The following is a 14109-nucleotide window of genomic DNA, read 5'->3' on the forward strand; positions in this document are numbered from 1 at the left end:
ATCTGAAGGGATAGCCAGGACCTGGAGAACTCATGATCAACACCACACTGCTGAAGCGAAACGCCGGGGGAACCAAGGGTGGTTCTGCGTCGATTTACTACCTCTTGGCCCAGGAAAAGCTCTCTGAAGAAGCCGAGCAGGCAAGCATGGCCGTTGGCTACTACAGCCGCTCCGCGCCGAGCAAAGAGGCGCAATCGAAGTTCTACGGCGGCTTGGCCCAGCACCTGGGTCTGGCAGGCGTCCGCGCCACGGAAGAGCTGATGATTCCGCTGACGGATGGATTTGACCCCAAGACCGGTCGAGCGCTATGCCACGGAGCCGGGGATCGCGGACAGGTCAAAGTCCGCTTTGATAAGACCGGCAAGGCCCCGTTGCGCGACAAAGACGGCAAGGTGGTCACGTATCTGGCCGGTGGGCATCGCATCGGCTTTGACCTGACAATCAGCGCACCGCTGGATATCTCCGTGGCGTTTGCACTGGCGTCCGATCCGGCAGAGCAAGAGGCCATTCATGCCGCGCACCGCAACGCGGTCCAGCGGGCGATGGCAGCCTTCGAAGCCATGTCCGAAACCCGGCGCAACAAGGCCGGGAAAGACGTCATTGGGGTGGATGGGTTGATCTGGAGCAGCCATCACCACTACGCCTCACGAGCCGACGAAGCGACCGGGGAGATGGGCCCGAACCTCCACACCCACAACCTGCTCTACAACCTTTCCTTGGGCAACGACGGCAAAGAGGCCAGCCTCTCTGCTGAAGAAATCTACCGCTACCGCAAAGCCATGGATGAGGTCTACAAGACCGAGCTCTACCAGGGCATGAACGCGCTGGGCTATGGGGTGGACCGCATCCGTGAACTGGACGACGACGGCCAGGAAACCGGGCGCGTCTACGCGCGGATCGCGGGCCTGGACGAGGAGGTGACGGATCGCTATGGCAACCGCCGCAAGGAAATCCTCGCTTACGCGGCCAAGCACAACGTGTCTAATCAGCAGGCCACGTTGGCCACGCGCAAAGACAAGGACGAGCCGCCTTACCAGGAGCTCATCGCGCACTGGCAGGACACGCTGAAAGGCTTCGACGTATCCACGGAAAGCCTGAAGCAGGCCAAGGGCAACGCGCACGAAATGGAGCAAAAATCCCCGGCAGAACTGCTGGAGCGGCTCCATGAGACCGACGCCATCTTCTGCGACCACAACCTCTTGGAGGTCTTGGGCCAGGAATACGCCGGCAGCGTGACCGTGCCAGAGCTCTACGGCTTGGTTGAAGCGTTCAAGAAGGAGCACGGCCTGGTGCTGGTCAACCCCATGCGCCTGCACGACGACGACAAGGGCGACTCGCTGGCAAGGCGGCATACCCAGGAGCGCTACTGCGCCCCGTGGATACTCCAGATCGAGCAGGAGGTGGTGGCCTTCGCGATTGACCGAGCCAAGGAAACCCATCACCACGTGCCCCAGGCCGACGTGGACCGGGTGGTGAAAGACTACGAGAAGGCCAAGGGCTTTCAACTCTCCCAAGAGCAGCGCCACGCGCTGGACCACATCACCCAGGGCAGCGGGGGCGTGGTCAATCTTTCCGGGCTCGCCGGAACCGGCAAAACGACCATTAGTGAATGTTTTAAGGCCGCTTTCCAAACCCAAGGATTCGAGTTGCTGGGTGTCTGCGTTTCCAACGCAGCAGCAGAGAAGCTGGAGGCGGAAAGCGGCATGTCCAGCGTGAGCATGGCGCAGATGCTCCATGATCTGGACGAAGGCAAGATGCAGTTCCGCAAGACGGACGTCATTGTCGTGGACGAGGCCGGGATGGTGGACGCTCGCAACACCCACAAGCTTTTCAGCTACGCCGCCAAGGCTGGGGCGAAGGTCATCATGCAGGGGGACGTGGAGCAGCTTCAGCCCATCGGGGCTGGGTCCGGCTTTCAGTTGAGCAAGCAAGCGGTGGGCGACGCCAAACTCACGGAGATCCGACGCCAGGGCAAACAGGAAGACCGAGACACCGCGCTGTCGTTCTACGCAACCGATGAAAACGGCCAGGTCATCGACCTGAAGAAGGCCAGCCGTTCCCGGGCGCAGACCCTCGACAAGGGCAACGAAATCAAGGCCCGGTTGCTCGACACCATCCGCGAAACGGCCACGGAGAAGGAAGCCCGCGAGCGCTTGCTGCACGAATACTTCGAAGACCCAACCCCGATGCAGGAGAAGTTGGTCATCGCCCACACCCGTGCAGACGTGGCCGCGCTCAATGCGGGCATCCGGGCTGGGTTGAAAGAACGGGGAGAGCTGGGCCAGGACGAAGTGGTGATCGAGGCCCGGGACAAGGGGCGCAAGTTCGACTTGGCGTTGTCCAAAGGCGATCAGATCGTCTTCACCGCGAAGAACAAGGACCTGGGGGTCATCAATGGCACCCAGGCCGTGGTGGACAACATCAAGCCCTCAAGGGCGGGCGGCTACGACATCAGCGTGTCCATTCGCTCGGAGACCAAGGGCGACGGGCGGCGGCTGACGTTCAACAGTTTTGAGATGAAGAGTTTTCAGCATTCCTACGCAGGGACAGTGCATAAGAGCCAAGGCCAGGGCAAGCGGGAGGTCTACCACCTGGCGAACCTGGGCATGCTCGACGCCCACAGCGCCCTGGTGGCCTTTACCCGTCTCACGAAGGGTTCCTACCGCATGTATGCGACGTCCGATGACGTGGAGCGGTTGAACGAGCGGCTCGGGTTGGAGCGCTTGAAGGAGACCGTGCTGGACGCTGGCTTGGTCAAGGACACCAGAGCCGCGCAGCGCAGCGGGGCCAAGGTGACGTTGGACGACTTGCTGAAAAAGCAGGTCGGGGAAGTAGAGCAGAAGGCATCCAACCGCCCGGGGCAGCAGCGCAGCGGCGCGGAGGTCAAGTTGGATGCCCTGCTGAAGGAGCACCAGGAGCAGAAGCAAGCGAAGATGGCCGTGGCGAAGATGAGCGAATCCGAGCGCAAGGCCCGCCAACTGCTGGAGGTGTTCGAGCTGGCACGAGGACAGAAGGCCAAGCCCGTGTTGCCGGTCGCACAGCCCGTCCAGCGCGAGCGGGTGCGCCAGGGCATGGATCGGTGAGTAACGCAGGGTTGCGGCGGAAGCCGCAGCCCATGGCTTTTCCCTCTCAAGACGCTTTTCAGGCGCGGCCCTCTGGCCGCGTTCTTTTCAAGAGCCGGCGGCTACTCGCCGCCGCAGTCTGAAAGAGGAAAGGCGGGTGGGCGTCGGCTTCCGCCGGGCCCCTGCTCCCGTATCAAGCTCGGTTCTTCACGATTCGGTGGTTATGAAGCGGGCGGATAAAGTTGGCAGGTGACGACTTGTCCAAAGGTTGCGCCCTGACTTGGTAGAGGCCGCTTTCGCACTTGCGAAGGAGGTCTGCCTCGTCAGTGACTTCAACCGTTCCATCCTTTGTATTCCCTTGCTTTGCCAGGCGGAAAGCCACGCGTCCCGTGTCTTTGTTCTTCATCATGACAGGAACGACCTTCTTCCCATCTCCGCGGACCAGGTGGAAGGTCTGGGCAAAGCGGTCATTGGTGGTGCTGGTCATCGGAATGCTGTCCTTGGCGACTGGGGCCTGGGTTGGAGTGCTTGATGCAGTGGGGCGTGGGGGCTTTGTAACGGCAACGGTCGGTGCGATTGCAGATGGCACCACAGGGGCTGAGCCAAGGGCCTTAAGAGCCAGCTGCAGCTTTCGCCCTGACGCGGATCCCATGTCCCCGCCCAGCCAGTGCTTGAACTCACCGTTGGCGGGGCTCGGGTGCGCAGCGAAGACCCAGGTCCGGCCCTGCGCAGTGAATGCCACCTCGTTGATGTTCCGGTAGTCGGAGAACCGGTCTGCCATCAGGGCCTTGACCCCTTTGATGTAGGCATCCGTGGTTCCCAGCATCACCACCTTTTCGACGCTGGCAGGCAGCGGGCTCAAGTGCTGCTCCACACAGGAGCGCATGACCTGCCGGGTGAACGTCGCCGAAGCCGCCTTGGGCATGATGGTGCCGCTGGTGGTCAGCTTGCCGTCGATGTCCAGCGAGAGGCCGCAGCGAATCAGCGACGCGGCACCCAGCCAACGGCTTGACGCCGAGAGGGCTTGATCGACTGTCTCCGTTCCCAGGTCGATGCCCAGCGCATCCAGAACCTGGCGTAGGCGAGGGCGCATGCCGGCGAAGGCAACCCCGTCGAAGTTGCCTGACTGAGAGGCGGAAATCTGAGTGGCGCCCTTGGAGAATCCCAGCACAAGAACCGTGGGCTCGCTGGTGCCCCAGTAGCCTGGATTGGCGCGTAGATGCCATGGCCCCTCAACGCGCAAATCGCTGTTGGAAGCGTGGCAGTTTCGGCAAGCCTGCCATCCGTGTTGCAGTGTCATTGAAGCCCCTGTTGTTTGTGAGGGCAACATATTTAGGACACGTTCCGTAGGCGCGCAACAGATTTCTTTAGGCAGTTTGTAGGCGATACGAGCGATTCCTATTTGAGCCCTCGCTTCACCGACCAATCCCAAAGGCCAGCAGCACCAGCAGCAGGACACCGGGGTAGACGAAACACCACTTGAACACCGTCCACCCAATCCCGCTGCTCCCCATGCTCCCACCCCCAGCCGGCGTTGGCGCAGCACCAGGCCACGTATAGCCCGCAGCCAATGACTTCATGTGCCCCGTGGTGCGGCGACGCGGATTGCGGATGATGAGGCCCGGCGGCTTGCTATAGATTCGCCAGCCATGCTGAAAGGCCTTGTAGCGCCACGCGTATTCGTGAGCCTCCGCATCGGCCTGGGTGCCCGTCATGCTCGACAGCGGCACGAACGAGAATCGGCGCCCCTGCCAGCCCCCACGAGCACTGCGGTGCTGCTGCTCGCGTTGCTTTAAATCGACGGTCTGCCCCACGTAGCAGCACCCGTTGTCAAAGAACAACCCGTAGAGATGGCGTGGGCGAGGCAGGTATTTCTGATTGCGTTTCCAGTTCAAAGTCCTCCCAAGATGGGTATACCTACATACCCATAAAAGAAAGATCCGATTCGTCAAGGCTCGCCACGAACAAAGGCCCCGAAGGGCCCTTGCCGAGATACGATCACCTCCGTTTTCCACCACGCAATCGTTTAACGCCCCAGGTTGATGCTCAGGCCGAACCCGGCCACCGGCTTGTTGCCAGAGCCGAAGGACAGGCCCGCCGAGACGCTGACCTTCTCGCTGACTCGTGCTCCCCAGCCCACGGCCATTGCAGCACTGCCACCCGAGAAGCCAACGCCGACATTCAGGTTCACCTGGCCGACGGCAGCCCCGCCGTTCTGCGCAGCAGCCGTCGCCATCTGGGTCATCGCGCCCATCTGCGCCCCCAGGCCATTGATTCGGCGATCTTGGTGACGGAAGCGGCGGTCGGTTTCCGTCCAGCGGTCATCCCACACCTGCTGCATTTCGTAGACCTGCCCACCGTTCACGGCATCCGTGGACCCGCGTTCGATGCGCCCCGGAGCAACGTTGGTCACGCGTTGATTGCCGGCATTGACTCCCGCAGTCGTAACCGAGGGACCACCTTGAATGGAGACGCCTTGGGCATTGACCGCGGTCGAGCCGACGCTCAGCGACCCAGCGTCCGACAGTTGCACGTTGTCGCTGACTGCAACGGTTTGGCTTCCGTCCGCGTTCGTGGTGACTTCGACGTTCTTGCCCGCCTTTGCAATCGAGCCCGAGCCGGTCCCGGTGGCTCCGTCCACCCCATCCGTGCCGGCAGGTCCTTGGACCCCTGGCTCCCCTTTCAGGCTTGCCAGCCAATCTTGTTCATTGCCTTGGAAGCCGTTGGCCAACGCCACCTCGTAGGCGCTTAACCCATCTGCGCCGCGCGGGCCGGGCGTGCCGGAACCGCTGCCTGGGTTTTGTTCAAGGAAAGTCACCCGTCCATCCAGGTCGTCCAAAGCGGCTCCCACAGTTTGATGCGTGGCACCGCTGCGGAACTGATAAATGGGCGCGACAAAGTTGCCGTTGACGAACGTGGCACCACCGCCCAGCGCTTGGGCCGCCTGACGGACCTGTCCGAGGTTTGCGACGTCGGTGTCTGAGGTGCCGGCCCGAACGTTAGTGATTCGGCGGGTGCTCTGGCCTCCGTCCTCAAAGGTGGATCCCACGCTGACTTCGTCGCTGGCCCAGCAACGGCTATGAGAACCCAAAGCGACGCAATCCTGCGCTCGGGCCTCAGCCCCAACGCCTAGTGCAAGTGACTGAAATGCATCGGCAACGGCAGAACTGCCTATGGCGACTGCATGGTCAGCGTTTGCCTCTGCCAAGGTGCCTTGAGCAATCGATGCATTGCCCCGCGAACGGCTGAAGTAGCCAAAGGACATGGAAAGATCCCCACTGGCTTGTGACTGGACACCAACCGCCAAGGAATGGGCTCCGGTAGCCGCGGATTGTGCCCCCAAGGTCATGGCAGCTTCGCCCCCCGCGTAGCTCAGCGTGCCTACCGCAACGGCGTTCACCGCCGCGGCGTTCGCGGCCTGGCCCGTCGCAATGGAGTTCGCACCGGACGCTTGGGCATTCGTGCCCGACGCCACCGCGTTGTCTGCGGAGGCGTTGGCTTGAACGCCCGTGGCGATGGCCCCGTTCCCGGAGGCATTGGCATAGGCCCCCGTTGCAGTGGCATTCGGGGCTGAGGCTTGGGCGTATTCCCCGGTCGCCGTCGAGTTGGGTTCCGAAGCCGTGGCCCCGGTTCCCGTGGCGGTTTGAGCAAACGATGGGGAGGCAAACAACGAGGCCCCCATCAAAGCCGTTAAGATCGAAATGCGAAGCGGCGACATGAAAACCCTCCCGAGTATGGACTGATACTTCATCCATAACAGGCGATTGCATTTCCGCAAGTCGATCAGGTGATCTTTTTCAAGGTGTTAGGGAAAGTTGCAAAACAAACCCGAGCCGGGAGCATCCAGCTCCAGGTCATCCGGTTTTCATTGCCCCAGGCCAAGCACGCCGTTTCCATCCCCGCAGGGCACCAAGCCGGTGCCAGCGCACGGGCCAGCACTTCCGAAGAGGGCTCCCCGGTCACCGAAGGAAACGCGCCCGGCTTGTGTTTACCGTAGCGGTAGGCCCACTTGGCCTGGCCGCACTCGGCTTTCAGCTCGACGTGCGGATAGTCTTTCGGGCTGGTCCATCGGCCGCCCCAGTTCAGCCCCACGATCTCCGCCAGCTCCCCAAAGCGTTGATAGCCGGCCATCACATGGGCATCGTCCAGGTTCCAGCTGGGCTCCCCGTTGACGAACACGGCGGCATCCAAGGCCAGCCCGAAGTTGTGGCAGCTGGAGAACGCTCCAACGCTGGTCACGCCGGACCCGGAGGCAAGCAGGGCCGCCTGGCGCTCGGGGCTTCGATACCCTTCCACGGGCCGCACATCAAACCCTTCCGCGGCCAGCTGGGCCTGGACGGCTTCCACCTTTTCCCGCAGCGCTGGGGAAACACCTTTCCACATCCTTTCGCTTTTCGGATGGAAGAACCGGTAAATGGCGCCGTGCGCCTTAGGGGTTTGGTAAATCCAGGGGCTGCTGGGCTTGGGTTTGGGTTGAACGGTCGAACACCCAGCCAGTGTCAGGCAAGCCAGAACGACGGCGATGGTAAAGCGCGGTTGCATGCTTTCCTCCCAGAAAGGTAGATAGATGCTTTCAGGGGTAGTGGATTTTCAGGAAAGCGCAAGCGAGCTAAAAAAAGCCCCCGAACGACCGGGGGAGGAGGCCTGCAGCTCGGGGGCTTAATGAGGCAGGGAAAAAGAGTAAGAAACCCTGCCCCGTTGCAAGCCATAGCACACACAAGGGCAAGAAGTCAAACCGATTGCCGATCGCGTGACAGGGGCAGAAGGCGCGTGGCATTGGGCGGTCAAGGCGGATGCCGGTGACTGGGCCTGGGGATGACGGGTGGCCGCACAGCGCGTAAGTAAGAGGGAAGAGTTGTTGCGATAGTGTTGCGGCGGTCAGGTCAGAGTATTGGCCTGGCTGTCCGGGCCTTGCCCAGCAAGGCTTTCGCGCTCGAAAATGAACAGACGCTAATGATGCTTCATCAGCGGGGTGTGTTCCTTGGACGCCTTGGCGTTGCTGGTGTTGTCTTTTGTATCAGTCACTTGGGGCGTTTCGCGTCTTGGCAGGGCGTCGGGGCGTGGCCACGCGCAGGCATGGCCGGAGAGGACATTAGTGTAGCGACCTGGGGCGGTCGATGATCCGCGGCACCCGCGCTGGGCCCGGGGGCTGTCCGTGTGCCAACGCCTGCGCCCCTGCGCCGGCACTTTGGTTGATTTCCCCAGGGGCCCACGGTAGTGTCAGCCCCGGCGATTTCCGCCAAGCGGCCTCCATGGAAACCGGGGCGACTTATCCCCCGGGCGGGCGTTGATGGAAAGAACAAGCATGACTGCAGCCTGCATGGCCGCCGAACCTCGTTACACCTGGCGTACCGTCCTGCTGAGCATCCTGGTCGCCATCGTTCCGCTTGCCGGCTCCGCACCCTACACCTTGCTGAAGGCGGTGCTGCTGCTGGCCCTGCTGGTCACCGGCGTGGTTCTGATCCGCCGCCAGCCCGATGTCCGCCTGCGCTACCGCATCGCCCGGTTCATCGTGATCGTCTGCTTCCTGCGCCTGGCCTATGCCTTCTACAGCATCCTCTGGCACGGGCTGCGCTGGAACGAGCTGGATCTGCCGGCGCAGACACTGCTCTACCTGGGTACCGCTGCCGTGTTCGCCACTGCGCTGGACTGGCGCCTGATCTGGAAGATCTTCGCCGTGTCCACCCTGGTCTTCGGCGGGTCGTGCATCGTGCAGCACCACGTGATGGGCCTTGAACGCGCGCACGGTTTCAGTGGCGGCGAATGGACCGCCATCGAGTTCACCATGGTGACGCTGTGCATGGCGTTGTTCTCGGTCATCCGGTTGATCCAGCCCAATGTGCATCCGGCCGAACGCTGGCTGCACGGCGTGGCCATCGCCGTTGGCGTCTACGGTTCGATCCTGGCGCAGAGCCGCGGGCCGATCCTGGCGTTCATTCCCGCCATGCTGATGGTGATTGCGGTGCACGTACGGCGCACCCGGCGCTGGCGGGGGGCACTGGCCTTCGTCGGTGCCCTGGTCATTGGCGTGGTCGGTGCCACCTCGGTGCTGAACCATGAGGTGATCCAGCGCTTCGGTGAGGTCAGTGGCGAGATCTCCGGTTTCAACCAGGAAAACGAGGTCGGCTCGGTCCGCGAGCGCATCGCCATGTGGGGCGTGGCGGTCGACGCCTTCGCCGAGCATCCCGTGGCAGGGGTGGGCCTGAACCAGTTCGGTACCTATGCACGTGAGGGCATCGCCCGCGGCGAGGTGTCCGAGTCGATCTTCCGCTACAACCACCCGCACAACGAGTACCTGGAAGCGGCGGTGACCGGTGGCGTGCCGTTGCTGCTGATCATGCTGCTGGTCTTCATCCTGCCCGGCATTCATTTCGTGCGACGTCTCGGCCACGCCGACGACATCACCGCGATGATCGCCACCGCCGGACTTGCCGTGGTCATCGTCTATGCGCTGTCGGCGTTCACGGACAACGTGTTCTACCGGGCGATGCCCCATTCGTTCTATTTCTACCTGGTGCTGGGCTTCATGCTGGCGACCGCCTTGCCTGCGCGCGACCTGCGCCGGCCAGGGAGTCCCTCCTGATGGCGCATATCCACCTGCTGGCCGCCGACAACCAGCGTGGCCTGTCCCATGACATCCAGGTGATCGAGCGCTCGTTGCAGCAGCTCGGGCACATGGTGACGGTCAGCCGTCTGGACGCGGTGCGCAATGGGGGGGCCTGGAAGCTCCGCGGGATGCGCCTGCGCAGGCTGCTGGCCTCGTGGCTGAGCCTGGGGCGCACGCCGGCCCGGTTCGACATCAACATCTCGCTGGAGCATGTCCGGCCGGCAAGCTTCGGACTGGCCGAGGTCAATCTGTTGATTCCGAATCCGGAATGGGTGTCCGCACGCAGCCTGCGGATCCTGCCGCGGTTCGATGCGTTGTTGACCAAGACCGAAGACGCTACGCGCATCTTCAACGCACTGGGCATGCGCGCGCTGGAAGTCGGTTTCTGCAGCCGTGACCGCTACGACCCGGCGGTGCCGCGCAGGCCGCGCACTTTCCTGCATGCGGCCGGTACCAGCCGCATGAAGGGGACGGCTGCACTCGTCAATGTCTGGAAGCGGCACCCAGAGTGGCCCTTGCTGACCATCCTGCGCGGCGGCCCTTCGGACGAAGATGAGGGCGGGGCCGCGAACCTGCGGATCGTCCGCGAGCGCCTGCCCGACCAGGAGGTGCAGCGCCTGCAGAACGAACATGCGTTCCACCTGTGCCTGTCGCAGACCGAAGGCTGGGGCCATTACCTGGTGGAAGCGATGAGCTGCGGGGCGGTGGTGATCACCTGCGACGGCGCGCCGATGAACCAGATGATCGACGACAGCCGCGGCATCCTGGTTGCCGCGCACGAGGGCGAGCCCTGCCATCTGTCCAGGACCTGGCATGTGGATGAGAAGGCGCTGGAACAGGCCGTCGAGCGTGCGCTGGCGATGGATGAGGCCGAGTGGACCCGGCTGGGCGCCAATGCACGCGCATGGCACCTGGCCAGCGAAGTGGCGTTCCCACGCCGGCTGGGCGAGGCCCTGGCCAAGCTTTGAGCTGATGGGGGCTGGTTGCTGCAGAGTGCTCAGCCTGGCACCAGGGTGATCTGCGGATGGCTGCCGAAGATCTCCATGACGATCTCGAAGTAGGTCTGTCCCTGGCCAAGTGACAGTGCCGTCAACTGAGCGTGGATGGCCGGACCGTTGAACCTGCCGCCCTGATCGAGTTTCGACTGCAGCCAGGCGCGTGTGGTCTCGCGGCCCAGTGCCTCGCGGCTGTGGGCGATGTCGCGCCACACCACCGTGGCGGTGGCATGACCGGCGAGCGCGCCGTAGCCCCCGTGCAGCAGGTCATCAAGCGCGTCCAGGCTTGCGCCCAGCTGCCAGTCTTCGTCGGCCATGAATACACGATTGATTTCCACGTAGAGGCTGGCGATGTCGTTGATGGACGCGCCTTCGATGTGCAGGATCCGTGTCATCTGCAGACTGTAGCCCTCCGGGGCGACGGTTGTAACCGGCGCAGATAATCCGGGCCGCCCTGGATGGGGTGGCGTTATTATGGTGTTAATCCTGCGTGATTTTCATCGGGCGCTGGCGTGTCAGCGGTATTCGATAAGGATATGGCGCCATTATTGGCCGCTGCATTTTCTGACTGCCTGCACAGTTCCATATATTTGGATCGGTCCATATATAAAGTCCCGTAAAGTTTCCCTCCGCTGCGCCGCCATCGAACGTACGGCCACGATCAAGGGAATTGAGATGCTTGCCTTACGTAATCTCCGTGTGGGATCCCGGCTTGGCGCCGGCTTCGGTCTGCTGTTGCTGTTCATTATGGCCATCGTCGGCCTGGTGCTGTATGGGAATCAGCTGAAATCCGCCCAGTTCGAGAAAGTGGTGGACGTCAACATGGTGAAGATGCGCCTGTTGAATGACATGCTTGATACCAACAACGCGGTGCTGATGCATCGTCGCCTGATGGTGATCAAGCGGGGTGACGAGTTCGACAAGGATTACCAGCGTGCCCAGGAGTTGTCGCGGACCTATGACGGTATCTGGGCCAAGTACATCAAGATTCCGCGTGACGCTACCGGCGATACCCTGGTCGCGCGCATCGAGGCGGCCCGCAAGGCCACCGATGCATCAACCCAGCAACTGCATGAGCGCATGAAGGCGGGGGATTTCGATGGTGCAGCGAAGGAGCTGCTGGCCGAGCACGGATTGGCAACGGCCTGGAATGAATCCATTTCGGCCCTGCTGCGCCACCAGGAAACACTGACCGAACGCAGCCGCGAAGAGTACCGCGCAACCGAATCGTGGACCGGCACGCTGTCGATCGCGTTCGGGGCACTGAGCCTGTTGCTGGGGACGTTGGCGGCCTGGGCGATCACCCGCAGCCTGACCCGCCCGCTGGAAGGAGCGGTGAAGCTGGCCGACGGCATCGCCAGTGGCCGCCTGGACAGCAGCATCGACGCCACCGGCAACGACGAGGTGACCCAGCTGCTGAAGTCGATGCAGCGCATGCAGGCACAGCTGCAGTCGGTGATGGCGGCACAGGGAGAGCTGGCCCGCCAGCACGATGCCGGCAGCCTCAGCTACCGCATGGACGAGAGCGCGTTCCCCGGTGACTACGGGCGCATGGTGCATGAGACCAATGCGCTGGTTGGATCGCACGTGCAGGTACAGAACCGGCTGATCGAGGTGATGAAACACTACGCACGCGGCGATCTGTCGGTGGACATGGACCTGCTGCCCGGCGAGAAGGCGGCGATCACCCAGGCGATGGACGAAACCAAGTCCAGCCTGTCGGCGATCAACAGCGAGATCCGCCGGTTGGCGACAGCGGCCGCGGCAGGCGACTTCAGCCTGCGCGGCGACGAAGATCGCTTCGCCTATGATTTCCGCGACATGGTGGCGGGGCTGAATCGCCTGATGCAGACCACCGACGAGAATCTGGTGCAGGTCTCGACCCTGCTGCAGGCCATCTCGCGCGGTGACCTGACCGTGCACATGCAGGGCGATTTCCACGGTGTGTTCGCGCGCATGCGTGATGACTGCAATGCCACGGTCGATCAGCTCAAGCAGATCGTCGGTCGCATCCAGGCCAGTGCATCCAGCATCAACCTTGCGGCAGGTGAGATCGCCTCGGGCAACACCGACCTGTCGCGGCGTACCGAACAGCAGGCGGCAAACCTGGAAGAAACGGCAGCATCGATGGAGGAACTGACCTCCACCGTGAAGCAGAATGCCGAGCATGCACGGCAGGCCAACCAATTGGCCATCGGCGCGCATGGTGTTGCTTCCCAGGGCGGTGAAGTGGTGGGCCAGGTGGTCACCACGATGTCGGCCATCGAGGCATCGTCGAAGAAGATCGCCGAAATCATCTCGGTCATCGATGGCATCGCCTTCCAGACCAATATCCTCGCGCTGAACGCGGCGGTCGAAGCTGCGCGCGCCGGCGAGCAGGGCAGGGGCTTTGCGGTAGTGGCCAGTGAGGTGCGCACGCTGGCGCAGCGCTCGGCGGGTGCGGCCAAGGAGATCAAGGGCCTGATCGAGGATTCGGTCGGCAAGGTCGCCGACGGCTCGGCACTGGTCCGCCAGGCGGGCACCACGATGGGCGAGATCGTGGCCTCGGTGCAGCGCGTGACCGACATCATGGCCGATATCTCTGCTGCCTCCCAGGAGCAGAGCTCGGGCATCGAACAGGTCAACCAGGCGGTGGTGCAGATGGATGAGACCACGCAGCAGAATGCGGCGCTGGTCGAAGAAGCCAGTGCTGCAGCGCGCTCGATGGAGGAGCAGGCCAACCTGCTGGCCGAGGCGGTTTCGGTGTTCCGCACGGGGGCGGTGACCGCCGCCGCCGCGGTGCGCCCGGCGCTGGCTGCCGTGGCGGCATCGGTTGCGCCGGTACGCCGGCCCGCGGTGCTGTCGCCGCGGATCGAGCCGACGCTGGCTGCCAATGCGGGTGGCTGGGAAGAGTTCTAGCAAGGCAGCACGCCGGCAGGGAGACGGCGCCCATCGCGACGGCTGGTCGCGATGGGCGCGGATTTTCTTCCTGAACGCGCGATGGCCGATGAGGTGGCGGACACGCGCATTTCACTTCCGGTTGCCAACCGCGGGAGGACACTGGCGCCATACCGGAACTCAGGAGATGGCCATGAAGACCTCGACCCGATTGCTTGTGCTGGGCACCCTGCTGGCAGCTTCGTCGGTGGCCGGCGCGCAGACCTATGGCCCGCGCGATGAGGGACGCAAGTTCAACGACGGCAGCCGCGTGGTCTGCAAGAACGTGGAAGTGCAGCGCAACTCGCGCGATCCGAACCGCATCACGGGTACCGCTACCGGCGCCGTGATCGGTGGCCTGCTCGGCAACCAGGTAGGCGGCGGCAACGGCAAGAAGCTGGCCACCGTGGCAGGCGCCGTTGCAGGTGGTGCGGCCGGTCGCCAGATCCAGGGCAACAGCCAGCAGAAGAACGGCGACCGCGTGGTGGAACGTCGCTGCGAACGCGTCTACCGCTGATCGATCGCAGCC

General features: G+C 63.2%; 10 protein-coding genes. 5 read left to right on the forward strand and 5 right to left on the reverse strand.

All coding sequences use genetic code 11. The features are described 5' to 3' along the window. Positions 1-32: 32 nt before the first annotated feature. Positions 33-3083 carry a MobF family relaxase gene (mobF, locus tag ACZK3W_RS06805; RefSeq protein ID WP_478450596.1) on the forward strand — a complete coding sequence of 1017 codons (3051 nt, stop codon included), beginning with the start codon at positions 33-35 and terminating at the stop codon, positions 3081-3083. Between the two features lie 172 nt (positions 3084-3255). Here mobF and ACZK3W_RS06810 read toward each other — a convergent pair whose 3' ends face one another. From ACZK3W_RS06810 to ACZK3W_RS06825, 4 genes are all read right to left on the reverse strand, one after another. Further along, positions 3256-4362: a hypothetical protein gene (locus tag ACZK3W_RS06810; RefSeq protein WP_141097976.1), complete on the reverse strand. Its 1107-nt coding sequence runs from the start codon at positions 4360-4362 to the stop codon at positions 3256-3258. A gap of 115 nt (positions 4363-4477) precedes the next feature. Further along, on the reverse strand, positions 4478-4957 hold the full coding sequence (locus ACZK3W_RS06815) for a GIY-YIG nuclease family protein (protein ID WP_164086878.1): 480 nt from the start codon (positions 4955-4957) through the stop codon (positions 4478-4480). Positions 4958-5088: 131 nt separating this feature from the next. Further along, positions 5089-6780 carry a YadA-like family protein gene (locus ACZK3W_RS06820; protein WP_164090017.1) on the reverse strand — a complete coding sequence of 564 codons (1692 nt, stop codon included), beginning with the start codon at positions 6778-6780 and terminating at the stop codon, positions 5089-5091. A 65-nt stretch (positions 6781-6845) separates the two neighbouring features. Then, positions 6846-7604, reverse strand: a complete 759-nt coding sequence (locus tag ACZK3W_RS06825) for a M15 family metallopeptidase (protein ID WP_164090018.1) — start codon at positions 7602-7604, stop codon at positions 6846-6848. A 778-nt stretch (positions 7605-8382) separates the two neighbouring features. Between ACZK3W_RS06825 and ACZK3W_RS06830 the strand changes: the two genes are divergently transcribed. Both ACZK3W_RS06830 and ACZK3W_RS06835 read left to right on the forward strand, forming a co-directional pair. Continuing rightward, positions 8383-9645, forward strand: coding sequence for an O-antigen ligase family protein (locus tag ACZK3W_RS06830; protein WP_478450597.1), 1263 nt, complete (start codon positions 8383-8385; stop codon positions 9643-9645). Beyond that, entirely contained in the window at positions 9645-10637 is a 993-nt protein-coding gene (locus ACZK3W_RS06835) for a glycosyltransferase (protein WP_478450598.1), read from the forward strand. The genes ACZK3W_RS06830 and ACZK3W_RS06835 overlap by 1 nt, the downstream gene beginning before the upstream one ends. Before the next feature lie 29 nt (positions 10638-10666). Here ACZK3W_RS06835 and ACZK3W_RS06840 read toward each other — a convergent pair whose 3' ends face one another. Continuing rightward, entirely contained in the window at positions 10667-11059 is a 393-nt protein-coding gene (locus tag ACZK3W_RS06840; RefSeq protein WP_049462356.1) for a barstar family protein, read from the reverse strand. A gap of 280 nt (positions 11060-11339) precedes the next feature. On the opposite strand from ACZK3W_RS06840, the gene ACZK3W_RS06845 reads away from it, so the two are divergent. Then, positions 11340-13562 (forward strand): methyl-accepting chemotaxis protein, encoded by a 2223-nt coding sequence (locus tag ACZK3W_RS06845; protein ID WP_478450599.1) that lies wholly within the window; start codon positions 11340-11342, stop codon positions 13560-13562. Between the two features lie 166 nt (positions 13563-13728). After that, on the forward strand, positions 13729-14097 hold the full coding sequence (locus ACZK3W_RS06850; RefSeq protein WP_032127541.1) for a glycine zipper 2TM domain-containing protein: 369 nt from the start codon (positions 13729-13731) through the stop codon (positions 14095-14097). Positions 14098-14109: the final 12 nt, after the last annotated feature.

Source organism: Stenotrophomonas sp. 80084_Sma (genome assembly GCF_056481995.1).